This window comes from Citrobacter sp. RHB20-C16 (assembly GCF_013890155.1).
GTDB lineage: Bacteria > Pseudomonadota > Gammaproteobacteria > Enterobacterales > Enterobacteriaceae > Citrobacter_A > Citrobacter_A amalonaticus.
The window spans coordinates 285,453-310,345 of the sequence record NZ_CP057630.1; the positions used below are offsets into that span (position 1 = coordinate 285,453).

Annotated in this window: 23 protein-coding genes; 5 read left to right on the top strand and 18 right to left on the bottom strand. The window is 57.5% G+C overall.

Going from position 1 to position 24,893, the window contains the following annotated elements; all coding sequences use genetic code 11:
- Positions 1-40: 40 nt before the first annotated feature.
- Positions 41-1,513 (bottom strand): dipeptide/tripeptide permease DtpB, encoded by a 1,473-nt coding sequence (dtpB, locus tag HVX64_RS01305; protein WP_042998525.1) that lies wholly within the window; start codon positions 1,511-1,513, stop codon positions 41-43.
- Positions 1,514-1,777: 264 nt separating this feature from the next.
- Positions 1,778-2,212, bottom strand: a complete 435-nt coding sequence (uspA, locus tag HVX64_RS01310; protein ID WP_000323571.1) for a universal stress protein UspA — start codon at positions 2,210-2,212, stop codon at positions 1,778-1,780.
- 402 nt (positions 2,213-2,614) lie between these two features.
- Between uspA and uspB the strand changes: the two genes are divergently transcribed.
- A complete protein-coding gene (gene uspB, locus HVX64_RS01315; protein ID WP_042998524.1) occupies positions 2,615-2,950 on the top strand; it encodes a universal stress protein UspB in 336 nt (111 codons plus the stop codon).
- A gap of 62 nt (positions 2,951-3,012) precedes the next feature.
- Here uspB and pitA read toward each other — a convergent pair whose 3' ends face one another.
- Positions 3,013-4,512, bottom strand: a complete 1,500-nt coding sequence (pitA, locus tag HVX64_RS01320) for an inorganic phosphate transporter PitA (protein ID WP_042998523.1) — start codon at positions 4,510-4,512, stop codon at positions 3,013-3,015.
- Between the two features lie 230 nt (positions 4,513-4,742).
- Between pitA and HVX64_RS01325 the strand changes: the two genes are divergently transcribed.
- The 4 genes from HVX64_RS01325 (at position 4,743) to HVX64_RS01340 (ending at position 11,185) form a co-directional block, all read left to right on the top strand.
- Positions 4,743-5,936, top strand: coding sequence for an NAD(P)/FAD-dependent oxidoreductase (locus HVX64_RS01325; protein ID WP_181825216.1), 1,194 nt, complete (start codon positions 4,743-4,745; stop codon positions 5,934-5,936).
- Between the two features lie 322 nt (positions 5,937-6,258).
- Entirely contained in the window at positions 6,259-7,326 is a 1,068-nt protein-coding gene (locus HVX64_RS01330) for an HlyD family efflux transporter periplasmic adaptor subunit (RefSeq protein ID WP_044253653.1), read from the top strand.
- Positions 7,323-10,061: a ribosome-associated ATPase/putative transporter RbbA gene (gene rbbA / locus HVX64_RS01335; RefSeq protein ID WP_044253651.1), complete on the top strand. Its 2,739-nt coding sequence runs from the start codon at positions 7,323-7,325 to the stop codon at positions 10,059-10,061. Before HVX64_RS01330 ends, rbbA begins: the two co-directional genes overlap by 4 nt.
- Positions 10,061-11,185, top strand: coding sequence for an ABC transporter permease (locus tag HVX64_RS01340; RefSeq protein WP_181825217.1), 1,125 nt, complete (start codon positions 10,061-10,063; stop codon positions 11,183-11,185). The genes rbbA and HVX64_RS01340 overlap by 1 nt, the downstream gene beginning before the upstream one ends.
- Positions 11,186-11,278: 93 nt before the next feature.
- On the opposite strand, the gene nikR is transcribed toward HVX64_RS01340, so the two are convergent.
- The 15 genes from nikR to HVX64_RS01415 form a co-directional block, all read right to left on the bottom strand.
- On the bottom strand, positions 11,279-11,680 hold the full coding sequence (gene nikR, locus HVX64_RS01345) for a nickel-responsive transcriptional regulator NikR (RefSeq protein ID WP_042323093.1): 402 nt from the start codon (positions 11,678-11,680) through the stop codon (positions 11,279-11,281).
- Positions 11,681-11,692: 12 nt separating this feature from the next.
- Positions 11,693-12,493, bottom strand: a complete 801-nt coding sequence (gene nikE, locus HVX64_RS01350; RefSeq protein ID WP_044253644.1) for a nickel import ATP-binding protein NikE — start codon at positions 12,491-12,493, stop codon at positions 11,693-11,695.
- Positions 12,490-13,254: a nickel import ATP-binding protein NikD gene (nikD, locus tag HVX64_RS01355; RefSeq protein WP_044253641.1), complete on the bottom strand. Its 765-nt coding sequence runs from the start codon at positions 13,252-13,254 to the stop codon at positions 12,490-12,492. Before nikD ends, nikE begins: the two co-directional genes overlap by 4 nt.
- A complete protein-coding gene (nikC, locus tag HVX64_RS01360; protein ID WP_042998516.1) occupies positions 13,254-14,087 on the bottom strand; it encodes a nickel ABC transporter permease subunit NikC in 834 nt (277 codons plus the stop codon). The genes nikD and nikC overlap by 1 nt, the downstream gene beginning before the upstream one ends.
- Positions 14,084-15,028 (bottom strand): nickel ABC transporter permease subunit NikB, encoded by a 945-nt coding sequence (gene nikB, locus HVX64_RS01365; protein ID WP_044253638.1) that lies wholly within the window; start codon positions 15,026-15,028, stop codon positions 14,084-14,086. The genes nikC and nikB overlap by 4 nt, the downstream gene beginning before the upstream one ends.
- On the bottom strand, positions 15,028-16,602 hold the full coding sequence (gene nikA / locus HVX64_RS01370; RefSeq protein ID WP_044253634.1) for a nickel ABC transporter substrate-binding protein: 1,575 nt from the start codon (positions 16,600-16,602) through the stop codon (positions 15,028-15,030). The genes nikB and nikA overlap by 1 nt, the downstream gene beginning before the upstream one ends.
- Positions 16,603-16,738: 136 nt before the next feature.
- The gene (acpT, locus tag HVX64_RS01375; RefSeq protein ID WP_042998510.1) at positions 16,739-17,323 is read right to left on the bottom strand and encodes a 4'-phosphopantetheinyl transferase AcpT; all 585 of its coding nucleotides are present in this window, start codon (positions 17,321-17,323) and stop codon (positions 16,739-16,741) included.
- 1 nt (position 17,324) lies between these two features.
- Positions 17,325-18,554, bottom strand: a complete 1,230-nt coding sequence (locus tag HVX64_RS01380) for a beta-ketoacyl-ACP synthase (protein ID WP_044253626.1) — start codon at positions 18,552-18,554, stop codon at positions 17,325-17,327.
- Positions 18,551-19,282, bottom strand: coding sequence for a 3-ketoacyl-ACP reductase FabG2 (locus tag HVX64_RS01385; protein ID WP_044253623.1), 732 nt, complete (start codon positions 19,280-19,282; stop codon positions 18,551-18,553). Before HVX64_RS01385 ends, HVX64_RS01380 begins: the two co-directional genes overlap by 4 nt.
- On the bottom strand, positions 19,279-19,755 hold the full coding sequence (locus HVX64_RS01390; RefSeq protein ID WP_042998507.1) for a 3-hydroxy-fatty acyl-ACP dehydratase: 477 nt from the start codon (positions 19,753-19,755) through the stop codon (positions 19,279-19,281). The genes HVX64_RS01385 and HVX64_RS01390 overlap by 4 nt, the downstream gene beginning before the upstream one ends.
- Entirely contained in the window at positions 19,752-20,921 is a 1,170-nt protein-coding gene (locus HVX64_RS01395; RefSeq protein WP_044253619.1) for a beta-ketoacyl-[acyl-carrier-protein] synthase family protein, read from the bottom strand. Before HVX64_RS01395 ends, HVX64_RS01390 begins: the two co-directional genes overlap by 4 nt.
- A gap of 1 nt (position 20,922) precedes the next feature.
- Complete coding sequence (locus tag HVX64_RS01400; protein WP_080721653.1) at positions 20,923-21,582, bottom strand: DUF3261 domain-containing protein; 660 nt, start codon at positions 21,580-21,582, stop codon at positions 20,923-20,925.
- Positions 21,579-23,897 (bottom strand): MMPL family transporter, encoded by a 2,319-nt coding sequence (locus HVX64_RS01405; protein ID WP_044253616.1) that lies wholly within the window; start codon positions 23,895-23,897, stop codon positions 21,579-21,581. Before HVX64_RS01405 ends, HVX64_RS01400 begins: the two co-directional genes overlap by 4 nt.
- Positions 23,866-24,471, bottom strand: a complete 606-nt coding sequence (locus HVX64_RS01410) for an outer membrane lipoprotein carrier protein LolA (RefSeq protein ID WP_044253614.1) — start codon at positions 24,469-24,471, stop codon at positions 23,866-23,868. Before HVX64_RS01410 ends, HVX64_RS01405 begins: the two co-directional genes overlap by 32 nt.
- Positions 24,468-24,890 (bottom strand): thioesterase family protein, encoded by a 423-nt coding sequence (locus tag HVX64_RS01415; protein WP_042998503.1) that lies wholly within the window; start codon positions 24,888-24,890, stop codon positions 24,468-24,470. Before HVX64_RS01415 ends, HVX64_RS01410 begins: the two co-directional genes overlap by 4 nt.
- Between the last annotated feature and the right edge of the window lie 3 nt (positions 24,891-24,893).

Sequence of the window (24,893 nt, forward strand, 5' to 3'; positions counted from 1 at the left end):
TAGACCGGATGAGGCGTGAGCCGCCATCCGGCAATCACGATTATTGCGCGGTATCCGGTGTATTAATCATCCGGTTCAGCCACGGCACCATCAGCGCCATCACGACGGTGACAGCCAGCGTCACCAGCCCGATTTTACTGAACACGCCGGTATAGATCGGCAATGTCTGCAGCGGATCGGTGATGTTCTCCGGAACGGCAGTAAAGGTCGCGACGTAACCCCCCAGCAGGAACGCAGCAGCCTGCGTCAGGAACCACATCCCAAGAATAAAGCCCATTAGATGCTGCGGAACCAATGCCGCGACCATCGCCAGCCCCAGCGCGCTAATCAGCAACTCGCCGAGGCTCTGGAACAGATAAACCAGTACGATAAACCACGGTGACGTCAGTCCCTGCGCATCGGCAAACCACATGCCTGCCGCTGCGGCGGTCAGAAAGCCCAGCGAGCACAGGAACATCCCGAGGGTAAACTTCATCGGCATCGTCAGGTCTTTGCCTTTGCTACCCAGACGCGTGTAGATCGCCGCCAGCACCGGGCTGGCAACCACCACCCAGAACGGGTTCAGTGCCTGAAAGCTCACCGGGTTAATCGTGAAACCGAGGATCTCATGGTGAACGTTATTGATGGCAAAGAAATTCAGTGATGTCGGCATCTGCGCATACAGAATGTAAAACAGTACCGCTTCGAGCATCAGGATAAACGCCACAAACATCTTGTTGCGCCCGGTTTTATCCAGCCTGAAAGCCTGGCGGAAGAAGATAATGGTCACCGCAATCGACAGAACAATCAGCACCAGGTTGGCGATTTTCACGTTGTGCATCAACCAGGCGCAGAGAAAGACCATCGCCACGGTGCCAATCAGGACATACAGCAGATTGCGGAAGCTCATCGGCAGATGGTCTGGCTCGGAACCGATATCTTTCACCATACCGCGGCAGGCGAAATAGACCAGCAGCGCGACAATCAGCCCCGCTCCGCACAGGTTATAGGTGACGGCATAACCAAACTTATCTGCGATCACCGGCGCCAGCGACAGCGACAGCAGCGAACCGATGTTTATCGACATGTAGAACAGTGTGAATGCGCCATCCAGACGTGGATCTTTTGGCGGATAGCATTTGGAGAGCAGGCTTGCCGGGTTCGCTTTAAACAGACCGTTGCCGACGGCAATCGTCCCAAGCGCGATAAAAATAAGGTCCGGTTTGAGCAGCGACATTCCCGTCATGAAGTAACCAAGCGCCAGCACAACCGCGCCCAGCACCAGCGTACGTTTGGTGCCGAGCAGGTGGTCGCCAACGTACCCCCCAATCGAGATCAGACCGTAGACCAGTGCGGCAAAGGCACCGAAGGTGATAAACGCCTGCTCTTGTGAGAATCCCAGTTGCTTAACAAAGAAAACCGCCAGGATACCCTGAACGCCGTAATAGCCAAATCGTTCCCATAACTCGACAAAAAAGATCATGAAGAACGGGCGGGGTTGCTGCAGCAAACCCGTTGGTGCAGATGTATTCATATTGCTTCGCCTTTCAATGCCATCCCGAAAAGTATGAACGCGTAATACGAAACGCGCCGAAAAAGTCTGACTCTGTTATAGACTGCGGCCATTAGCCGGTAGCGTAGAGTATTATACAGATTGATTTCGTTCTAATCAGTTGATCACACTAATTATGATTGGAGGGGTGGGAGGTTGTACTGATCGTTTGTGGAGAGGACAGAAACAAAAACGCCCGCAAAGGCGGGCGCTCTGACATGACCGGATAACCCGGTTAGCGATGTTTTATTCTTCTTCGTCGCGCAGCGGAACAATCAGCATATCGACGTGAACAGTGTTGATCAGCTGGCGTGCGGAGGACATCAGTTTGCTCCAGAAGTCCTGGTGATGACCGCAAACGACCAGGTCCATGTCGTATTTCTTGATGGCGTCAACCAGCACCTGACCCAGATCGCCGCTGCCGCTCAGGGTTTCGGTAATCGGATAGCCTGCGTTGGTGGACAGTTCGGTCAGTGCGTGGTGAGTTTCTTCAGAAATGCGTTTTTGCATGTCGCCCAGATTGACGTCGATCAGGCCGGTATACAGGTCAGAGTAGTTCACATCAACGTGGATAAGGGAAACTTTTGCGTTGTACGGCCGTGCCATAGAGACGGCTTTTTCTACCAGAACTTTGCTTTCCGGAGAAAGATCAACCGCGATGAGAATATGTTTGTAAGCCATAGTATTACTCCTTCCATAAAGTTGTCGATGACCAGCCAGCTAGCGATTTTTCTACCTTGCGTCACTCGCGTCCTGCGAACTGTGCGATATGTCTACGCGGGGCTAGCTCAGCCGCGATGAAGTGAATTGTAGAGACTATCCTTACAGTATAGCGACTTGGATAATCCGTCAATCCGCCTTGCTTACCAAATAGTTAAACAAAATATTTAGATAATTGCATTGATAGTGATTAACCTTCTGGCAAAAAAATTAACTGATCTCCTACACTATTTAGAGAGCCGCTCTGATGATAAGCTCAAAACGAGCGGTTTTTAGTCGTACTTTTTCATTGACTGTCTGGCAAGTTTCGGGGAGCGGTAGTCCCGGAGCGGAGCTCCGTGGGCGGGTCGCCGGGGAGGTCGTATGATAAGCACCGTTGCATTATTCTGGGCATTATGTGTTGTTTGCATTGTGAATATGGCGCGCTATTTCTCGTCGCTACGCGCGCTGCTCGTGGTACTTCGTGGTTGCGATCCTTTGCTCTATCAGTATGTTGATGGGGGCGGCTTTTTCACCTCGCACGGCCAACCCAATAAGCAGGTACGCCTGGTGTGGTATATCTACGCCCAGCGCTACCGCGATCATCATGATGATGAGTTTATCCGCCGCTGTGAGCGGGTACGTCGTCAGTTCATTCTGACCAGCGCGCTATGTGGGCTCGTGGTGGTCAGTCTTATTGCCCTGTTGATTTGGCACTGAGCAAAAAAAAGCGGGCCAGTTTCCTGACCCGCTTGCTACGGTAATTTCTTTTCTCTTTGCGCTTAAATCAGCTTCAGCGAGATCCAGTACAGGGTACCGGACAGCAGAATCGCTGCGGGTAATGTGAACACCCACGCCATCAGAATGCTGGTCACCGTTTTACGTTGCAGACCGCCACCGTCGACAACCATCGTCCCCGCGACGGAGGAAGAGAGTACGTGGGTGGTGGACACCGGCATCCCGGTGTAGCTGGCCAGACCGATAGAGACAGCTGCCGTCATTTGCGCAGACATCCCCTGAGCATAGGTCATGCCTTTTTTACCAATCTTCTCACCGATGGTGGTCGCCACGCGGCGCCAGCCGATCATGGTACCAATACCCAGCGCCAGCGCGACCGCCATGATGATCCAGATTGGCGCATACTCAATGGTGCTCAGCATATCGGTTTTCAGTTTCTTCAGCAGACGCTGGTCGTCAGCGCTCACGCCCGGCAGTTTCGTCACTTTATCGGTCGTGTCGGAAATGCACAGCATGATGCGACGCAGTTGGCCGCGCTGCTCAACGCTCAGCTTGTCATAGCTTTCCACATTGTTCGACAACATCGCCTTCGCGCGATCCAGCGCGTTAAGGGTGTTTGCCGGATGGCAGTGGAATTCTGCCGGCTGCGTTGCGGCCGGTTCCGGAGACGGAATCAACTGATCGACGCCCGTCACCTGTTTCAGCAGATCAGGATGCTGCTGGAAGTAGATTTCGACGTTGTTGATGGCATCACGGGTACGGGTGATTTCATAACCCGAAGCATTCATATTTACCACGAAGCCCGCCGGCGCCACCCCAATCAGAACCAGCATGACCAGACCAATGCCTTTCTGACCGTCGTTCGCGCCATGCGAGAAGGCCACGCCGATAGCAGAAAGAATCAGGGCGATACGGGTCCAGAACGGCGGCTTTTTCTTGCCGTCTTTCTTTTCACGTTCCGCTGGTGTGAGGTGAATACGGGCACGTTTTTTAGTCCCGCTCCAGTAGCGACGCAGAAGGAAAATCAGGCCGCCTGCAACCACCAGGCCAACGATGGGCGAGACGATCAGCGAGGCAAAAATACCGATGACTTTCGGGATGTTGAGTGCGTCCACCACTGACGTGCCGGTCATCAGGGCATTGGTTAAACCGATGCCGATAATCGCGCCGATCAGCGTGTGGGAACTGGAGGCGGGTAACCCAAAGTACCAGGTACCCAGGTTCCAGATGATCGCGGCGAGCAGCATGGAGAACACCATCGCAAGTCCATGCGAAGATCCCATGTTGAGCAGGAGATCGGTCGGTAACATATGCACGATGGCATAGGCTACGCTGAGACCGCCCAGCAGCACACCAAAGAAGTTGAACACCGCAGCCATGACCACCGCAAGTTGCGAACGCATCGCACGGGTGTAGATCACGGTTGCGACTGCGTTGGCTGTATCATGGAAGCCGTTGATTGCTTCGTAGAACAGCACAAAAGCCAGAGCAAGCAATAATAAAAGCCCGGTATGTAAATCCAGGCCAGCAAACAAATGTAGCATAGGACGTTACGCCATCTTGAGGACATGAACGCGGCGCATTATCAGTGACTTTAGCGGCGCGGGCAAAGTGAAATATAGACTTTTTTTGATTTAACGTCTGAATACAATAGTGCCCATAAAGAATTATCTTATATATTTCATATAAATACTTCTTCCTAAGGATTTTGTCGCTGGTGCGACCACTGAGATAACTTTACAATTCACGCCCTGAATTCAGAGAGGAACGTAAAGTGGAAAGGTTTGATGCCATTATTATAGGCGCTGGCGCGGCAGGTATGTTCTGTGCAGCACAGGCAGGACAGGCCGGCAGTCGGGTGCTGCTTATTGATAATGGAAAGAAGCCTGGCCGTAAGATCCTCATGTCCGGTGGGGGTCGCTGCAACTTTACCAACCTTTATGTTGAGCCAGCGGCTTATTTAAGCCAAAACCCGTATTTTTGCAAATCTGCGCTGGCGCGCTATACCCAGTGGGACTTTATCGATCTCGTCAGTAAGCACGGCATCGCCTGGCATGAAAAAACGCTCGGGCAACTTTTTTGCGATGACTCCGCGCAGCAAATCGTCGATATGCTGGTGGCGGAGTGTGAAAAAGGCAATGTTACCCTGCGCTTACGCAGTGAAGTGCTGAGCGTTGCGCGGGATGACGACGGTTTTACGCTGGCGCTGAACGGGGCGGCTGTCGGTGCGAAAAAGCTGGTGATTGCCTCCGGCGGACTGTCGATGCCCGGTCTGGGCGCGTCACCGTTTGGCTATAAAATTGCCGAACAGTTTGGTCTGAACGTTCTGCCAACCCGCGCCGGGCTGGTGCCGTTTACCCTGCACAAACCGCTACTGGAGCAGCTTCAGGTGCTGTCTGGCGTTTCCGTTCCGTCGGTCATCACCGCGCAGGACGGTACCGTCTTTCGTGAAAATCTGCTCTTTACCCATCGCGGCCTTTCTGGTCCTGCGGTTTTACAAATTTCCAGCTTCTGGCAGCCAGGCGAATTTGTCAGCATTAATTTACTGCCAGATGTCAGTCTGAATGACGTCCTGAACGAACAGCGCAGCGCCCATCCGAATCAAAGCCTGAAGAATACGCTGGCGATGCTGCTGCCGAAGCGTCTGGTCGAGTGCCTGCAACAGCTCGGGCAGATCCCTGACGTCTCGCTCAAACAGCTCAACGTGCGCGACCAGCAGACGCTGATCGACACGTTGACCGACTGGCGCGTACAGCCGAACGGCACTGAAGGCTATCGCACGGCAGAAGTGACGCTTGGCGGGGTAGACACCCACGAACTGTCGTCACGTACCATGGAAGCGCGCAAGGTGCCGGGTCTTTACTTTATCGGCGAAGTGATGGACGTCACCGGCTGGCTGGGCGGTTATAACTTCCAGTGGGCGTGGTCCAGCGCCTGGGCATGTGCGCAGGATCTTGCCGGGGAGTAAAGTCATTCACCCTGTATATCATTACCAACCATAAGCGAATAGACATCACCCATAATGATGCTAGTATTCCATTGATACTAGCTATGAGTATGCGTGTTTCATTTACGGCCAGGAACGCTGATGATGACAACATTACTACCCGTTTTTCGCACTTCTCTGTCATTCACTTTCCTTCACGGCGAGCGCAGTCATGACGTCTGTACGCCGCCCGGCTACTCTCACTTTTTCCTTCTCATCCCGGAGGGAAGATACCGCTGAACGCCCGTTCAGTGGGGTTTTGTGACACGCATTGTTTTCTAACAGGGATTATGGCGGGTCGATTATGAACAACATTAAACGTCATCTGACGTGGTGGGTTGTGGGCGCACTGGTGGTGATCGCTGCTGGCGTGTGGTGGGGTCTACGGCCCGCAGGCGTACCGGACGGTTTTGCTGCCAGCAACGGCAGAATCGAGGCGACGGAAGTGGACATTGCCACCAAAATCGCCGGACGTATTGATACCATCCTCGTGACGGAGGGGCAGTTCGTTCGCCAGGGCGAAGTGCTGGCGAAGATGGATACCCGCGTGTTGCAGGAGCAACGGCTGGAAGCCATCGCACAAATCAAAGAGGCCGAAAGCGCCGTGGCGGCTGCACGGGCGCTGCTCGAACAGCGGCAAAGCGAAACCCGCGCTGCCCAGTCGGTAGTGAAACAGCGTGAAGCCGAGCTGGATTCCGTCTCCAAACGTCACGTCCGTTCCCGCTCGCTCTCCCAGCGTGGCGCGGTCTCGGCGCAACAACTGGATGACGATCGTGCCGCCGCGGAAAGCGCACGCGCGGCGCTGGAGTCGGCAAAGGCGCAGGTCTCTGCGACGAAAGCAGCGATTGAAGCCGCGCGCACCAGCATTATCCAGGCGCAAACCCGCGTCGACGCCGCGCAGGCGACCGAACGGCGGATTGTCGCGGATATCGAAGACAGCGAGCTTAAAGCCCCGCGTGATGGCCGGGTTCAGTACCGCGTGGCGGAGCCGGGAGAAGTACTGGCGGCGGGCGGTCGGGTGCTGAATATGGTCGATCTCAGCGATGTTTACATGACATTCTTTCTGCCCACCGAACAAGCAGGTCTGCTGAAAATTGGCGGTGAAGCCCGTCTGGTGCTTGATGCCGCGCCGGACCTGCGTATTCCCGCCACGATCAGTTTTGTCGCCAGCGTCGCGCAGTTCACGCCGAAAACCGTTGAAACCAGCGATGAGCGCTTGAAGCTGATGTTTCGCGTCAAGGCGCGGATCCCCCCTGAATTACTCCAGCAGCATCTGGAATATGTCAAAACCGGCTTGCCAGGCATGGCGTGGGTGAGACTAAACGAACAGCTTCCCTGGCCTGACTCGCTGGCGGTGAGGTTGCCGCAATGACCGCTCTGGCGCTGGTTCCCGTTCCTCCCGTGGCGCACCTTGACGGCGTGAGTCAGCATTACGGGACCACGGTGGCGCTGAATAACATCACGCTGGATATCCCCGCGCGCTGCATGGTGGGGTTGATCGGCCCCGACGGCGTGGGGAAATCAAGCCTGCTGTCGCTCATTTCCGGTGCCCGGGTGATTGAGCAAGGCAACGTCATGGTGTTGGGCGGCGATATGCGCGATCCGAAACACCGTCGTGACGTCTGCCCGCGTATTGCGTGGATGCCGCAGGGCCTGGGAAAAAACCTGTATCACACGTTGTCGGTGTATGAGAACGTCGACTTCTTCGCCCGTTTGTTCGGTCATGACAAAGCCGAGCGCGAAGCGCGGATTACGGAGTTACTGAACAGCACCGGTCTGGCGCCGTTTCGCGATCGTCCGGCGGGGAAACTCTCGGGCGGGATGAAACAGAAGTTGGGTCTGTGCTGTGCGCTGATCCATGACCCGGAATTATTGATACTGGATGAACCGACCACCGGTGTTGATCCCCTGTCTCGCGCCCAGTTCTGGGATCTGATAGAGAATATTCGTCAGCGGCAGACCAACATGAGTGTGCTGGTGGCGACGGCGTATATGGAAGAGGCCGAGCGTTTCGACTGGCTGGTGGCGATGAACGCAGGCGAGGTGCTGGCGACCGGCAGCGCGCAGGAACTCCGCGATAAAACCGCCAGCGCGACGCTGGAGCAGGCGTTTATCGCCCTGTTACCACAGGCGCAGCGGCAGGCGTATCAGCCGGTGGTGATTCCGCCGTATCACGCAGAGCAGGAAGACATTGCCATTGAGGCAAAAGACCTGACCATGCGCTTTGGCAATTTTGTCGCCGTCGATCACGTCAACTTCCGCATCCCGCGTGGGGAGATCTTTGGCTTCCTCGGTTCCAACGGCTGCGGTAAATCGACCACCATGAAGATGCTGACCGGGCTGCTGCCTGCCAGTGAAGGGGAGGCCTGGCTGTTCGGTCAACCAGTCGACCCGAAGGATATCGACACCCGCCGCCGGGTGGGCTACATGTCGCAGGCGTTTTCGCTGTACAGCGAGCTGACCGTTCGACAAAACCTGGAACTCCACGCCCGGTTGTTTCACATCCCCGAAGCGGAAATCCCCCGGCGCGTTCAGGAGATGAGCGAACGTTTTATGCTGGCGGAGGTTGAGGATTCGTTGCCCGAGTCGCTCCCGCTTGGCATTCGCCAGCGGCTGTCGCTGGCAGTGGCGGTGATCCATCGCCCGGAAATGTTGATCCTCGACGAACCGACCTCCGGCGTTGACCCGGTGGCGAGGGACATGTTCTGGCAATTGATGGTCGATTTGTCGCGTCAGGACAAAGTGACCATTTTTATCTCCACTCACTTTATGAACGAAGCTGAGCGCTGTGACCGTATGTCGTTAATGCATGCCGGAAAAGTGCTCGCCAGCGGTACGCCGCAGGAACTGGTTGAGCGGCGCGGGGCTACAAGCCTTGAAGAGGCGTTTATCTCCTGGCTCCAGGAGGCTGCGGGCCCGGCGCCTGAAACCTCTGTGCCGGTGGACACAAAGCATGAAGAGGCGAAGCCACCGCGTCAGGGATTCAGCCTGCGGCGATTGTTCAGCTACAGTCGTCGCGAAGCGCTGGAACTGAGGCGCGATCCGGTGCGTTCGACGCTGGCGCTGCTGGGCACGGTGATCCTGATGCTGATCATGGGTTACGGCATCAGTATGGACGTCGAAAACCTGCGTTTTGCCGTGCTCGATCGCGATCAAACCGTCAGCAGCCAGGCCTGGTCATTGAATCTGGCAGGCTCACGCTACTTCATTGAACAACCGCCGTTGACCAGCTATGACGATCTCGACCGGCGGATGCGTTCCGGCGAGGTGGCAGTAGCCATCGAAATCCCACCTAACTTTGGTCGTGACATTGCGCGCGGGACGCCGGTGGAGATTGGCGTCTGGGTGGATGGCGCCATGCCCAGCCGTGCCGAGACGGTAAAAGGCTACGTGCAGGCGATGCACCAGAGCTGGCTACAGGACGTGGCGAGCCGCCAGCCGATGCCAGTAGGGCAGAGTGGACTCATGACCATTGAAACACGCTATCGCTACAACCCGGATGTGAAAAGCCTGCCAGCGATTGTTCCGGCGGTCATTCCGCTGTTGCTGATGATGATCCCGTCGATGCTGAGCGCACTGAGCGTGGTGCGGGAAAAAGAACTGGGGTCGATCATCAATCTGTATGTCACGCCCACCACCCGCAGTGAATTTTTGCTCGGTAAACAGTTGCCGTATATCGCGCTGGGGATGCTGAACTTCCTGCTGCTGTGCGCCCTGTCGGTGTTTGTGTTTGGCGTACCGCACAAGGGCAGTTTCCTCACGCTCAGCCTGGCCGCGCTATTGTATGTCACCATCGCCACGGGAATGGGGCTGCTGATCTCCACGTTCATGAAGAGTCAGATTGCGGCAATTTTTGGCACGTCCATCATTACCCTGATCCCGGCGACGCAGTTCTCCGGGATGATCGATCCGGTGGCGTCGCTGGAAGGACCGGGACGGTGGATCGGCGAGATCTATCCAACCAGCCATTTCCTGACGATCGCCCGGGGCACATTCTCGAAAGCATTGGATCTTACCGATCTCTGGCCGCTGTTTGTACCGCTGCTGATCGCCATTCCGGTGGTGATGGGGCTGAGCGTGCTGTTGCTGAAAAAACAGGAGGGGTGATGCGCCGACTACGCAATATTTATAATTTAGGCATCAAGGAGTTGCGCAGTCTGTTGGGCGATAAGGCGATGCTGACGCTGATCGTGTTTGCCTTTACCGTCTCGGTGTACTCCTCCGCGACCGTGCTGCCGGGGTCGCTGCATCTCGCGCCGATTGCCATTGCCGATATGGACCAGTCTCAACTCTCGAATCGTATCGTCAACAGCTTCTACCGTCCGTGGTTTTTACCGCCGGAGATGATCACCGCCGATGAGATGGATGCCGGGCTGGATGCGGGTCGCTATACCTTTGCGGTCAATATTCCGCCAAACTTTCAACGGGACGTGCTGGCCGGAAGGCAACCCGATATTCAGGTGAATGTTGACGCCACGCGCATGAGCCAGGCGTTCACTGGCAACAGCTACATCCAGAATATCATCAGCGGTGAAGTGAACAGTTTTGTCGCGCGTTATCGCGATAACAGTGAACCGCTGGTTTCGCTGGAGACCCGAATGCGCTTCAACCCGAACCTCGATCCGGCGTGGTTTGGCGGGGTGATGGCGATCATCAATAACATCACCATGCTGGCGATTGTGCTGACCGGTTCGGCGCTGATACGCGAACGTGAACACGGTACGGTGGAACACCTGCTGGTGATGCCGATCACCCCGTTTGAGATCATGATGGCGAAAGTCTGGTCAATGGGACTGGTGGTGCTGGTAGTCTCGGGGCTGTCGCTGATGTTGATGGTGAAAGGGGCGCTCGGCGTGCCAGTTGAAGGGTCCATTCCGCTGTTCATGTTGGGTGTGGCGCTGAGTCTGTTCGCCACCACGTCGATCGGCATTTTTATGGGTACGCTGGCGCGCTCCATGCCGCAACTGGGGCTGTTGATGATTCTGGTGCTTTTGCCTCTGCAAATGCTTTCCGGCGGCTCCACGCCGCGCGAAAGCATGCCGCAGGCGGTGCAGGACATCATGCTGACGATGCCGACTACCCACTTCGTCAGCCTTGCGCAGGCCATACTCTATCGCGGCGCCGGGTTCAGCATTGTCTGGCCGCAGTTTCTGACGCTTCTCGCCATTGGCTCGGCGTTCTTCCTGATCGCATTGCTGCGGTTCAGAAAGACGATTGGCACGATGGCGTAATCAGATGCCGGATGGCGACGATGTCTTATCCGGCCTACGGGAGTGCAAAGGCAGGCCGGGCAAGCGTAGCGCCCCCGGCGGCATCGTTGAGTCTTACTCTTCCTTCGGCAAACACTGCAAATGGCCGTGGCGCACACCGCGCTGGGCGATAACATCATCGGCAAAATGTTGAACATCGCCCATGTCGCCTTTCAGGACGGCAATCTCCAGACAGTCGTCATGGTTGATATGCACATGCAGTGTGGCGACGGACAAATCATGGTGATGGTGCTGCGTTGAGACAATGCGACTGGCTAAATCACGCTTCTCATGTTCATACACGTAGGAGAGCACCGCAAAGCCCTGGGTGCCGTGCTCTTGCGTGGTTTCCTGCGCCAGCGCGCCGCGCAGAATGTCACGAATGGCTTCGGAGCGGTTGTTGTAACCACGGCGCTGGCTCAGGCTATCCAGCGTTTCCAGTAAATCGTCATCAAGCGTGATGGTGACTCGTTGCATCAGATATCAACCTTACGAAATGGCGCGACGGCGCACGGGATATGCGGGGAGTACCGCCTTTTGTAGCACACGACCGGCCTCGGAGGAAAAGGTTAATGCCTCACCCACAGTCTGTGTCTCAACGATCTGCCCGTCCTCCATCACCATCACACGATGGCAAAATCGTTCCACCAGCCGCAGATCGTGGGTGATAAACAGGCAGGCGGTACCAAACTGCTGCTGTATTTTTTTGAGCAGACGAATGACGCCTGCCTGCAACACCAGATCGAGATTCGACACCGCTTCATCGAGAATCAACAGTTTCGGCTCTACCACCAGTGCGCGGGCCAGACAGACGCGCTGGAGCTGACCGCCGCTGAGCTGTGGCGGACGTTTATCCAGCAGGTTTTCATCCAGATCGACGGCGTGAAGCATCTCGCGTACCCGCGCCAGCTGTTCGGCTTTGGACAACGAGAGTAAATGACGCATCGGCTCACGCAGGATCTCACAGACGGTTTTACGCGGATTCACTGCGCTAATGGAATCCTGAAAGACCATCTGGATATCGCGGCGAAACGCCTTTTGTTTAACCCGGTTCAGTTTTGCCAGCGGTTCACCGCGCCAGCTTACGCTTCCCTGACTGGGCGATTCCAGACCGACCAGCAGACGCGCTAACGTGCTTTTTCCGCAGCCGCTGCGCCCTAACAGGGCAACGGTTTCGCCGCTTTTCAGATGCAAAGAGACCGCTTTCAGCACCTGCTGATGCTGATGTTTTCCGCCCAGGCTGGCGTGGGCGTACTGATGAGAAAGGTCTGTGACGCTGAGTAAAGTCATGAGGCTAACTCCATACCGTACAGAGCGAGATGTGCCGACACCAGACCGCGGGTGATGGCGTGTTGGGGTGTCCTGAACAGGGTTTCCACGTCACCCTGTTCGACGATGTTTCCGTTATCCATCACTGCCACATCGTCGGCCAGTCGCGCGACCACACCCATATCGTGAGTCACCAACAGCATGCCCGGTGCCCGGCTCTGCATAATGCTCTCCAGCAGATCGAGGATGCGCGCCTGTGCCACCACATCCAGATCGGTGGTCGGCTCATCGGCGACGATAAACGGCGCATCGGACAGTACCGCCATCGCGATCATCATGCGTTGTAGCATGCCGCCGCTCATCTCGAACGGGTAGAGCTTCAGCACGCGATCGGCCTGCTCCAGGCCCACGGCTTGCAGGGCGTTGACGAGCGTGGCGTCATCTGCCGGTTTACCCAACGCCTGACAGGTTTCCCGTGCGTGGGTCGCCATCGTATGCAGGGGATTAAACGCGCTGCGCGGATTTTGCATAATGGTGGCAATTTTGAACCCACGCAGGGATCGAGGCGACACCGGTTTGCCGTCAGCGAGCAGCGTTCCGTTTGTCTGGCGCACACCAGCGGGCAAAATCCCAAGCGCCGCCGCGCAGGTCAATGATTTACCGCTACCGCTGCCACCCACCAGCGCCAGCACACGTCCGCGTTTGAGCGTTAACGACACACCGTGCACCAGCGGGCGATCGGCCACTAAAGCGATGTTTTGCAGTTCAATGTGCTGTGGCATCAGTGGGCATGCTCCGTGATCAGATGAGGATCCAGGTGATCGCGCAGGGCGTCACCCACCATGTTGAAGGCCATCACGGTGATAAACAGCGCCAGCCCCGGCCAGAACATTTGCAGCGGCTGAGTCCAGATATACTGGCGGGCGTCGTTAATCATCACCCCCCATTCCGCCGTCGGTGCTGTCACGCCAAGGCCGAGGAAAGACATCCCGGCAACGTGCAGCATCATATGTCCAATATCCAGCGTGGCCAGCACCAGCAAAGACGGGATCACCGCCCCGGCCAGATGGTCGATGAATACCCGGACATGACCTGCGCCGGAAAGCCGTGATGCGAGAACAAACTCGCGCTGACGCAGAGAGATGACCAGGCTGCGCACCATCCGCGCATACCACGCCCAGTGTGACAGGGCGATGGCGATAATCACGTTGGTGAGTCCCGTGCCCAACACGCCGACCATGAAGAACGACAGAATGGAGGTCGGGAAGGTCATAAACATATCGGCGACGCGCATGGTGGCTTGATCGACACGACCACCCAGCAGTCCAGCGCTGCCGCCAACAATCAGTCCCAGCGCCAGCACGAGCAGCAGACAGGCCATCACCGAACCCAGCGACACGCGGGTCGCCGCCAGCAGGCGAGAGAAAATGTCGCGTCCCAGATGGTCCGTACCCAGCCAGTGCTGGCTGTCCGGGGCCAACAGGCGCGAGGGTAAATCGATCGCTTGCGGATCATACGGCAGCCACCACTGGCTGGTCAGCGCAATCACCGCCAGCAGGGCGATGACAATCATGGCCAGACGAACCGACCAGCGTGAAGAGAGGAAAAAGTTCACGAGTGCGCTCCTTCATGACGACGAATGCGTGGGTCCAGCGCGGCGTTCAGCAGATCAACAATCAGGTTACAGACCACGAAGACCACCACCATCATCAGCGTAAAGCACTGAATCACCGGGTAGTCGCGGTTAAATATCGCCGACACGGCATAGCGCCCGACGCCCGGCCAGGCAAAGATGTTCTCGATAATCATCGTCCCGCCAATCAGTTCGCCGATGTGCATCCCGACCGCGGTGACGACCGGCAGCGACGCATTACGCAAAATATGGCGGCGCTCGGTTTGTTTGTCGTTCAACCCGCGCAAACGCGCCCAGGTGACGTGACGCTGCCCGGCGACTTCTAACATGCTGGCGCGCAGAAGTCGGGCGTTGATCGCCAGGGACATAAAGGCGATCGACACCGCGGGTAAAATAAGATGCTGCCAGCCGCCGTAGCCCATTGCGGGCAGCCATTGCAGCCAGACCGAAAAGAACATCACCAACAGGAAGGCGAGCCAGAAGTTCGGCATCGACACGCCGAGGAAGGCAATCAGTCGCACGACGAAATCCGGCAGACGGTCGCGGTGACGCGCCGCCCAGATACCGAGCGGCACGGAAGTCAGCAGGATCAGCACCAGCGCCGCGCCCGCCAGCTCCAGCGTCGCGGGCAGGAAATTCAGCATGTCATCCAGCACCGGGCGCTGGGTGGCGAACGAGATGCCAAAATCCAGATGCAGCGCCTTCCACAGCCAGGTGCCGTACTGCACGACAAGCGGCTGATCAAGGCCCAGCATCACGCGGGTTGAGGCCACCATTTCCGGCGTCGGCGGCAGGTTCGATAAGCGCAGATAGTCGAGCGCCGGGTCGCCGGTGCCCAGGCGCAGCATCAGAAAGATAATCACCGAGGCGGCGAAAATCATCGGAATCAGCAGCAGAATGCGCCGCAGTACATAACGCAACATCAGGGTTTCACCGGTTTAATCTGTTCAAACGGGATTTCAGAGGCGATAGGCGCATACGGAATTGTGCCCAGTTCAGGTCTGGCGACCACCATCATCGAGACATAGCTGATGGGCAGATAGACCGCGTCGTTGTGCAGACGGGTCAGGATGTCTTTGTACAGCGCCTGACGCTGGGTGTCGTCGGTGGTTTCCAGTACTTCACCAATCTCTTTATCAATTAACGCTTTGTCAGCTAACCCCTGCTGAGCCTGGTAATCCGCATGTGACGGCACGCGCATCGAACTCATAAAGGCGTGCGGATCGTACGGCGCGCCCCAGGTGCGGTTGAAGATCATTCCGAAGCGTCCGTCGCGCTGGCGGGCATAAATACTGCTCTCTTCTTCGCCAATAAGTGCAACATCAACGCCAATCTGGCGCATATCGGCCTGAATAATTTCCGCCATCGATTTGCTCAGCGCGTCGGTGCCAATGAATGACAGCTCAATGCGTAGGGGTTGACCGTTTTTCTCACGAATATCTTTGCCGGCGGGGAGCGTCCAGCCGGCTTTTTCAAGCAGATCTTTCGCCTGCTGCGGGTCGTACTGACGTGGCTTCAGGCCAACGTTGGCATAAGGAACGGTAGGTGCAAACAGCGTGTCGGCGACCTGCTGCGTGCCGTACAGCGCATTGTCGATCAATGATTTCTTGTTCACCGCATAGTTCAGCGCTTCACGTACCGCCAGCTCATTGGTCGGTGCTTTTGCTGAGTTGAGTGCCAGCATTACCGTTTCAATCGGCTGAGAAAGCTGGGTACGGTAGTTCGGGTTCTGACTGAAACGGGCGAAGGTATCGAGCGGCAACAACCCTTCGTTACCGTATAACAGGTCGATGTCGCCCGTTTCAAACGCGACAGCGCGGGTCGTCGGATCCGGGATCACTTTGACGGTAATTTTTTGAATCTGTGGTTTTTCACCCCAGTAGCGATCGTTGCGTACCAGCACATCGTACTGATTGAGCTTCGACGCTTTCAGTACCCACGGCCCCGTGCCAATCGGCGCTTTAATACCGCGCATCGTTTCGTTGTCTTTAAATTGCGACGGCGCGATAAACCGGAACGGGCGCGGCAGCGCCAGCTCTTGCAGGAACGGGTAATAGGCACTTTTCAGGGTGATTTGGAGCTGGTTTTTGTCGAGCGCTTTCACATCGACGATCTGATTGACCAGTTCCAGCCAGGCGTGACGCTGGCGGTTATCGAGCACCACGCGGAAGTTTTCCGCCGCCGCATGGGCGTCGAACGCTTCACCATTTGAGAAGGTCACATCATCACGCAGGGTAAACGTCCAGGTTTTGCCATCCGCTGAGTGGGTCCAGCTTTTTGCCAGCCACGGAATGACCGAACCGTCTGCCTGATACTTTACCAGCGGCTCATAGACCATGCTCTGGGCGAACATTTGGTTAGGGGTATACAGATGAGGGTTAAGCGGCCCAACGTTGACCGGCCAGGCGGTCGTAATTTCATCAGTGGCAGCGGCGTGCGTAAGGAATGACGCACAGGCCAGCAGCGCAAAAAGTGTGCGGCGTAGTCTGGACAAAATGGTGATCCCGAATGATGTAGAGGTACGACTTTATGAGTATGACGATTCTAAAGAATCATCATACTTTTGACGTGTTCTGGATCAAGAGAAGAGCGGTCAAACACGCGAATTATACGAAAATCGTATGTTTGCGATGTCAGACCGTTTCCAGCCACTGCACCGCGTCTGCGGTCAGGGTAAAGGGCGTGGGAGTGCAGACGGCCAGGCTCAGGTTATCGAGCTGGCAATGGCTCAGCGAAAGCCCGGAGTCAAAGGTGCTGTCGACGCTGACGATCTGCCACGCGCTGCCGCCGCGTTGTTTCACGATTGCCTCTTTTTGCGTCCAGATGCGCCAGAAGGCGGCGAGCTGCCGATCCGGATGTTCCGCTTCCACTTCGGCATGTTCGCCGAGGCTGAAGACCGCATTTGCCAGCGAGCGCCAGTTGGCGCGTGGACGGATGATTTCGAGATCGCAACCCACTTCGCCTTCGTCGCTCAGCAGCAGGGCGATATCGTCACCGCTATGGCTCAGGTTGAACCACAGCGACGTCTCGGGTGAAAACGCGGGTTTCCCCTGTTCGCCGTAAACAATCTCCGGCAGCGGCGAGAGGGTGTGGGAAAGCAGAACGCGACCGGCCAGCCAGCGTGCGCGTCGCGGACCCTGCGGCGCCAGATCGGTTAACGCAGACGGCAAGGCGCCTGCGCTGAGTGTCGAAACTTTTCCCAGTACGATCCGATACATGTCAGGACCAACGTTTAATGATGATGGACGTATTGATGCCGCCAAACGCAAAGTTGTTGCTCTGTAAGAATTCACAATCAATCTTGCGGGCTTCACCCATGATGTAATCCAGTGCGCCGCAGTTGGCGTCGGGCTGTTTTAAGTTTAGCGTAGGCGCAAACCAGCCTTCACGCATCATTTGCAGACTCATCCAGGCTTCCAGCGCGCCACAGGCACCAAGGGTATGCCCAAAATAACTTTTCAGCGAGGAGATTGGCACATTATCGCCATAAATTGCGGCAGTCGCCTGACTTTCCGCAATATCGCCACGATCTGTCGCCGTGCCGTGTGCGGAAATATAGCCGATATCCAGCGCGTTTAATCCTGCCATTTTCAGCGACTGTTCCATGCAAATTTGCATGGTTTCCCGTTGCGGCTGGGTGATATGCGCGGCGTCGCAGTTGGTGGCAAACCCGATGATTTCACCGTAAATCGTCGCACCGCGTGCTTTGGCGTGTTCCAGTTCTTCAAGGATCAACGTCCCGGCGCCTTCGCCAATCACCAGCCCATCGCGCTGTTCATCGAACGGCGACGGCGTGGTTTTCGGTTGATCGTTGCGCTGACTGGTGGCGAACAGCGTATCAAACACCGCCGCTTCAGACGGGCACAACTCTTCCGCGCCGCCTGCTACCATCACGGTTTGATAACCGTGGCGAATCGCTTCCCACGCATAGCCAATCGCCTGGCTGCCGGACGTGCAGGCGCTGGAGGTGGGGATCACGCGTCCGCGCAGGCCGAAAAACAGCCCGGTATTGACGGCGGTGGTGTGCGGCATCATCTGCACATAGGTGGTGCCGGTAATGTTATTGGTGTGCTTTTCGGTCAGCATGGTGGCAAATTCGCTCACCGGGCCAGTACTGCCGGTGGATGAGCCATACGCAATACCCGTTTCCCCGTTGGTGAGCACGTCGTCGCCAATCAGTCCAGCCTGTTCGAGCGCCAGTTCGGTGGCGCGGGTAGACATCAACGACACGCGACCCATCGCACGGATGCGCTTACGGGTGTAATGCTCCGGCAGCGTGAAATCATCGATCGGCGCGCCCAGCAGGGTATGTAGCCCGTCATAAACCTGCCACTCCGGCATTTTGCGCACGGCGTTTTCATAGGCCCGCAGTCTGGCGGAAACATCCTGCCAGTTTTCCCCAAAGGCGGTGACGCCGCCCATGCCCGTTATCACCACGCGACGTGTCATAACATCCCTCCATTGATGGAAATCACCTGACGGGTGACGTAGCTCGCCACATCCGACATCAAATAGCTGGCAAGCCCGGCGACTTCGTCCGCCTGACCCATGCGTTTCATTGGGATCATCGCCATCGCTTCCTTCAGCGCGGCCTCTTCCATTTCGATCATTCCGGTGTCGATCAGCCCCGGCGCGATGCAGTTGACGGTTATTTTGCGTTTCGCAAGTTCAATCGCCAGCGCTTTGGTGGCGCCGATAATCCCGGCTTTGGCGGCGCTATAGTTTACCTGCCCACGATTGCCCATTACGCCGGACACCGACGACAGGGTGATAATCCGACCGCCCTGGCGCGCGCCGATCATTGGCATGATGCACGGCTGAATGACGTTATAAAAACTGTCGAGGTTAGTGTGGATCACCGTGTCCCAGTCACTGTCGCTGAGTGCCGGGAAGGCGGCATCGCGGGCAATGCCTGCATTGCTGACTACGCCGTACCATGCGCCATACGCCTCGATATCCTGTTCCAGTACTTCGCGGCACTGCTCGCGGTTCGCCACGTCGAAACTGAGCAGACGCCCTGCGCCACCGACGGCGAGAATGGCATCCAGCGTCTCCTGCGCGCCCTGTGCATCACGATGGTAGTGGACGCCGACCACAAAGCCGTCCGCTGCCAACTGTCGGGCGATTGCGCGACCGATGCCTTTGCTGGCGCCGGTAACTAAAACTGAACGACTCATGCGGACGCTCCTTGTTGAAATAGAGAATGAAGTTCTTCTGCCGATGGCTGGAAGGTATTAACGCGGCCTGTCGCCAGTGTCTCTTCGTCGGCGGTAATCGCGCATTCGAAGCTGCCGAAACGGTCGTCCTGCATCAACAACTTAACGGTAATGGATACGGTTTTTCCTGCGGGCAGAACGCCGGCTGTGCAAATCAGTTCGCGCGCGCCGAGCACCATCCCGAGTGAGATCGCTCCCTGACCCTGCTGATGGCGGTGCCAGCCGGACCAGACGCCGACGGTCTGCGCCATCAGTTCCAGTGCGAACCAGCCGGGTAAATTGCCTTGCGGATCAAGGAACGGTGCGAGAACGCCGCCGCTCGCCACCGTGACGCAACAAACGGCGGTGTCTTCGCCCACGCGAACCACCTCTTCGAGTAGCAGCATGGGCGCGTCGTGCGGCAGGTATTCGCCGGGTGATAAATAGTGGCTCATGACATTCTCCCGAGCAGAATACTGGCGTTATTGCCGCCAAAGGCGAACGAATTCGACAAGATAAACGGGCGTTCAAGCGGCTGAGGTTGCTCGATGATGCCGCAGGGCGGCAGCGCCGGATCGCGCGGCGACAGACTAAAGTCCTGTACTGGCAGGGGCAGGTCATGCTGCAACATCAGCATGCTGAGCGCCGCTTCGGTAATCCCTGCCGCGCCCAGCGTGTGGCCAGTCAGGTGTTTGGTCGAGCTGCACGGGACGCGCTCGCCAAACAGCGCGTTGACCACCCTGGATTCGATCTGGTCGTTCAGCGGCGTGGCGGTGCCATGCAGATTGATGTAACCCACCTGTTCGGGGGTGAGACCGGCATTGTCCAGCGCCTGCTGGATGGCGCGAATGGCCCCAACGCCCTCCGGGTGCGGTGCCGAAATATGGTGCGCGTCGCTGGATTCCCCTACGCCAAGCAGCGCGATGGGCTGTGGCTCGCGGGTCAACAGCATCAGCGCCGCGCCTTCGCCAATAGTAATACCGCTTCGGTCGCGGGCAAACGGCAGACAGCGCGTCGGCGAGAGCGATTCGAGACTGTGGAAGCCGTTGATCGGCATCCGGCTCAGGGTATCTGCGCCGCCGACGATGGCGACGTCCACGAGATCGGATTCAATTAAGCGGCGTCCGCTGATGATAGCGCGAGCGCTGGAGGAACATGCGGTGGAGAGGGTGAATGCCGGGCCGTCCAGCTTCAGCCAGTGGCTGAGAAAGCGCGACGGGTCGCCCAGTTCTTGTTGCGCGTACTGCCAGTGATGGCTCTCTTCGCCGTTCAGCGTCAGGTTAACGTGTGTGTCGCCTTCATCCAGACCGGACGTGCTGGTGCCGAGCACCACCGCAACCCGATCGCGACCGTAGCGCGCAATGGCCTCATCCACCTGCGGCTGGATCTGCCTGAGCGCCGCCAGCAGCAGCTGATTGTTGCGCGAACGGTGGGCGCTAAAGTCGTCCGGAATGGCGGGCAGTTCGCCGTCCACGCCAGCAAGTACCGCGTGCGGATGCCCCTGTAACCAGCCGGTGCGCGGGCGCATGCCGGGTGCAACGCCATGCGTCAGGTTGGCGGCTATTTCATCGGTATCGTTGCCCAAGGCGTTAATCATGCCCACCGCAGAAATGTAAATCATATCAGTCACCCAGATATTGAATGGTGATGTGGTATTTAAAGACATGCTGTTCGATGCTGATCGGCTCGCGCTTGCCTTTGCGGTTCAGGTAGGTGATTTCGGTCACCAGCGTGCCGCGAGCATTACGCAGTTCACGCCTGTCGCCGCTGTCCGTCAACGTCCAGCCTTTCGGCAACTGCGGCTGCCAGGTGCTAATCGGCCAGTGGCTGAGCATGACGTCAGCCAGCACCTGACTGGCGGGCGGCAATTGTGGAACCACGATGGACTGCTCGGTGTGCAACCCTTTGTCATCGTAAGTGACGAGGAACAGACGAATACCCACCGACGACAGCCCCGCCAGCGTGATTTTTTTATCATCGGCATTCAGCATCACCAGCAGCGACTGGGTTTTGCCGTTAAAGCTGCCGGTGAGCAACTGTTGAGCGTTCACTGCCGGAGAGATGCCCGGCGCAGGCAGTGTCACCCGCGTACCTGGCTCCAGCCACGCCTGCGGGCGGCCTTGCTGATCTTTTGGCGAGTGGCTGCAGCCGGTGAGTAACAGCGCAAAGAGGCCCAGCGCTAACTGCGCGATGGCGCTACGCTTATTGGGTCTACGCCAACCTGTTGACCCGCCAGGCCGGATAAGGCGTAGCCGCCATCCGGCAAAAAGATGTTTAATCATTTTCGTTTTTTCTCTCTTTTCGTCGGCATCGCCAGAGGGGAAAGCAGGAACGCGGTAAAAATGCCGCTGACCAGCACAATGCCAAAACTGCTGATCGCCTGGGTGGCGCTAAAGACCAGCATGCCGAGCGTCAGCAGAGTGGTCATCATCGCCAGCGTGATAGCCAGCAGGGAAGTGAGCGGCGTCCCACGCGGATTACTGAAAAACAGCGTGTAGTTAATGCCGATCCCCAGCACCAGTACCAGCGCCAACAGCGAGAACAGATTGACCGCATGCCCGCTCAATGCCAGCACCGCCAGACCGCAGCCCAAAGAGAGCACCGACGGCACGAGGCTGACCAATCCTCTGCGCCAGCCCAACCGCGCGATCGCGCCGCAGGCAATTACCGCCAGCGCGATAAACAATAAACCGGTCAGTACGTTGCGATACAGTGCAAACAGGTTGTCAAAGGTGCTTTTGCGATCGACCCACGCGACACCGGGATATTTCTCGCTAAGCGCGTTGAGCGCAGCGCTCTGGGTCACGCCTTCCACGGGCACCAGTACACCGCTTTCACAGTCGGGCAGGCTCAACCACAACAGTCGCCAACCTTCGCTGGCCGGGCTGGCAAGCCAGGCGTCAACGGTTACCGGCATAGGGGCTAGATCGGGATTGACCGTCGTCAGCCCGGCGTTGTTCAGGGCCTGAATGACCGTGGGTGCAGCGTTTTTCAGCAAGGCGAGATCCTGCTGCTGACGGGCCAGTGAATTCAACGGGATCGTGCGATAGCCGTTGAGCAGTCTCTCTTTTTTCGCCTGCGCCAGCGCGGGGACAAAGGCTTCCAGCCGTTCCAGCGTCTGCTGGGCGGAGTCGCCGTACACCACAAACCACTTCTGATCGACACTCTGTCCGGTAAGCGTAGTAATGGTTTTTTCCTGCGCCAGAATGTGCTGCGGCAGCGCCTGCAACTGGGAGATATCATCATCCACGCGTAGGGTCGCCAGACCAGCCAGTGAGAAAAGCGCGAGTGCCACCGGCAAACCGACGGAGAGCGTTTTATTGCGTCGCCAGGCGGCAAGCCAGCGCAGCATCAGTACCATCGCCGGAACCGGACGCACCGGTAGCCCGCGACACAGCCACGGATGCCAGAAAATCACCGTCAGGCACGAGGCGCTCAGTCCTGCCGCCGCAAATACCGCCATCTGGCGAATGCCGGGGAAGGGGGCGAGCATCATAATCAGGTAGGCCGCGACGGTGGTCAGCAGCGCCAGCAGCAGGGCATTTCGCACTTTTGCCAGACTTTGCCAGGGCGAGGTTTCCGCGCCATGCACCATCCGTTCGGTCAGGTAATACAACGTGTAGTCGGCGGAGATGCCGATGATGCTCATGCTCATCACCAGCGTCATCAGATGCAGTTCACCGAAGAACAGCAGCGTGACGACGGTTCCCGCCAGCGCGCCAATGCCAATCGACAGCAGACACAGCAGCAGCGGGCGCAGCGAGCGGAACACCGCGACAATCAGCAGCAGCACGCCCAGCAATGTCGCCACGCCAAGCGTGGAGACATCCTGTTTTGCCTGTTGGCTGGCGTAATCGCTGTAGAATACCGTGCCACGCGACAGTAGCTGCGCCTGGGGATAGCGCGCTTTCAGCGCCTCTGCAAGCGCGCTGAGCGTGGTCACCAGATGATGCGTCTGTTGCATATCGAACGACGAACCGGCCAGTTCGCCATGCAGCAGATACCAGTAATTTCCCTCGCGATCCTGCGCCACCAGCCAGCCGTCCATCAGCCGCAGACGCTGACCATTTTCGGCCATCGCCAGTTGTGAGCCGCGCATCAGCATTAGCGGGTCGTTTTGCAGCTCTTTACCGCTGACGCCGGAAAACGCGGAATAGAGCTGAGACAGGATCCATTGCGCCTGCGCGTCGCCGCCGTTTTGTAGACGGGCGCGAGTTTGCGGGTCGATCAAACCGTTGCGGTGCTGCCAAAAGAACGCGCCCCACGCCTGTTGGCTGTTGGCATCCATTGGGCCTTTTACCTCAGCCAGCGCCTGTGATTGTTGCAGCATCGCCAGCCAGTTACGGGCGATTGTCGGGTCCGCCTTTTTACCGGGACTGACCAGCCAGACCAGCTGGCGGTCAAGACGCTGCATAAAGCCGTCATTCAGGGCAGGCGGAATCGCCCCCAGCGCCTGTTTTGGCAGCATCGCCAGCACGCTGCTGTTGAGCCGCGCCTGAGGCAGCAACATCAGCAACACGCCCAGCATCATGATGCAGGCGATTCCCCATAACAGTGCGGGGCGTTTACTGTGCGGCAAAGCGTTGGCGTTCGTCATCAGTCAGTTGCGCAGGCGTCAGTTGGTGTTGGGAAAGCACGATATCCGTGTGGTCGCCCTGTTTGTCGTTTAGCTCAATACGTTCCAGATAGGTTTTTCCGGCCAGGTCGATGGTGGCAAAGATCTTATCCAGTGGCGTGGTGACAGGCGTCAGGCGTAGCGTCCAGCGGCCCTCTCCGCGATCTGCAAACTCCACGCGGAAGTTTTGCTCCAGCACTTTGCGGTCGGCCTGAAACAGCCCGCGCAGCAGGTGGTTAAACTGGAACATCTGCGGGTTGTTATCGGCGGTGATAGTCTGCGGCGGCTGACCGTTGATGGCCTGCACCATTCGCGTATCGTCCAGCAGCAATTGCATCGGGAACGGACGGGTTTGATCCCACAAAAGCCCCTGGTCGCGGGCGATCAACATTGTTCCTGCGGATCGCAGCGGCTGCGGCAGATCTTTTATCGTCCGGGTTTGATCGAAATGCGCGCGGATCACCGGCTGTTCGGTAAAGCGCTGTTGCAGTTCATCCAGTGTCAGGGCGCTGACGAACGGGCTGACGAGCAGTGCCAGCAGCGGCAGAAACCTCATGGCGTCACCCCCATTCGTTCAAACAGAATGTCCGGGCAGACGAAGCACATTTCGCGGCTTTTCTCTTCCACCGCGACCTGAATGGTGTAGCCTGTCGTCGCGCGTTTCCCGCTTTCGGCATCGAAAATTTCATAGCCAATGCGCAGGCGGTTTTCGAACTCTTCCAGACGCGCTCGCACGCGAATGCGCTGCTCAAAGGTCAGCGGATGGCGGTATTTCACGCGGGTATCCACCACGGGCCACAGGTAGCCGGAGGCTTTCATCTGGCGATAGCCATAGTCGAACTGGTTAAGCAGCGCTTCGCGGGCAATTTCGAAGTAACGGAAGTAGTTGCCGTGCCACGCCACGCCCATCATGTCGACGTCATGAAACGGAATGGTCAGCTCGACTTCAGCCGTAAAGCGGGGATCGTTCAGCACCCT

Coding starts and splice junctions, on each gene's coding strand:
- dtpB (WP_042998525.1), bottom strand. CDS start 1,513: ATGAATACATCTGCACCAACGGGTTTGCTGCAGCAACCCCGCCCGTTC.
- uspA (WP_000323571.1), bottom strand. CDS start 2,212: ATGGCTTACAAACATATTCTCATCGCGGTTGATCTTTCTCCGGAAAGC.
- uspB (WP_042998524.1), top strand. CDS start 2,615: ATGATAAGCACCGTTGCATTATTCTGGGCATTATGTGTTGTTTGCATT.
- pitA (WP_042998523.1), bottom strand. CDS start 4,512: ATGCTACATTTGTTTGCTGGCCTGGATTTACATACCGGGCTTTTATTA.
- HVX64_RS01330 (WP_044253653.1), top strand. CDS start 6,259: ATGAACAACATTAAACGTCATCTGACGTGGTGGGTTGTGGGCGCACTG.
- rbbA (WP_044253651.1), top strand. CDS start 7,323: ATGACCGCTCTGGCGCTGGTTCCCGTTCCTCCCGTGGCGCACCTTGAC.
- HVX64_RS01340 (WP_181825217.1), top strand. CDS start 10,061: ATGCGCCGACTACGCAATATTTATAATTTAGGCATCAAGGAGTTGCGC.
- nikR (WP_042323093.1), bottom strand. CDS start 11,680: ATGCAACGAGTCACCATCACGCTTGATGACGATTTACTGGAAACGCTG.
- nikE (WP_044253644.1), bottom strand. CDS start 12,493: ATGACTTTACTCAGCGTCACAGACCTTTCTCATCAGTACGCCCACGCC.
- nikD (WP_044253641.1), bottom strand. CDS start 13,254: ATGCCACAGCACATTGAACTGCAAAACATCGCTTTAGTGGCCGATCGC.
- nikB (WP_044253638.1), bottom strand. CDS start 15,028: ATGTTGCGTTATGTACTGCGGCGCATTCTGCTGCTGATTCCGATGATT.
- acpT (WP_042998510.1), bottom strand. CDS start 17,323: ATGTATCGGATCGTACTGGGAAAAGTTTCGACACTCAGCGCAGGCGCC.
- HVX64_RS01380 (WP_044253626.1), bottom strand. CDS start 18,554: ATGACACGTCGCGTGGTGATAACGGGCATGGGCGGCGTCACCGCCTTT.
- HVX64_RS01385 (WP_044253623.1), bottom strand. CDS start 19,282: ATGAGTCGTTCAGTTTTAGTTACCGGCGCCAGCAAAGGCATCGGTCGC.
- HVX64_RS01390 (WP_042998507.1), bottom strand. CDS start 19,755: ATGAGCCACTATTTATCACCCGGCGAATACCTGCCGCACGACGCGCCC.
- HVX64_RS01395 (WP_044253619.1), bottom strand. CDS start 20,921: ATGATTTACATTTCTGCGGTGGGCATGATTAACGCCTTGGGCAACGAT.
- HVX64_RS01400 (WP_080721653.1), bottom strand. CDS start 21,582: ATGATTAAACATCTTTTTGCCGGATGGCGGCTACGCCTTATCCGGCCT.
- HVX64_RS01405 (WP_044253616.1), bottom strand. CDS start 23,897: ATGACGAACGCCAACGCTTTGCCGCACAGTAAACGCCCCGCACTGTTA.
- HVX64_RS01410 (WP_044253614.1), bottom strand. CDS start 24,471: ATGAGGTTTCTGCCGCTGCTGGCACTGCTCGTCAGCCCGTTCGTCAGC.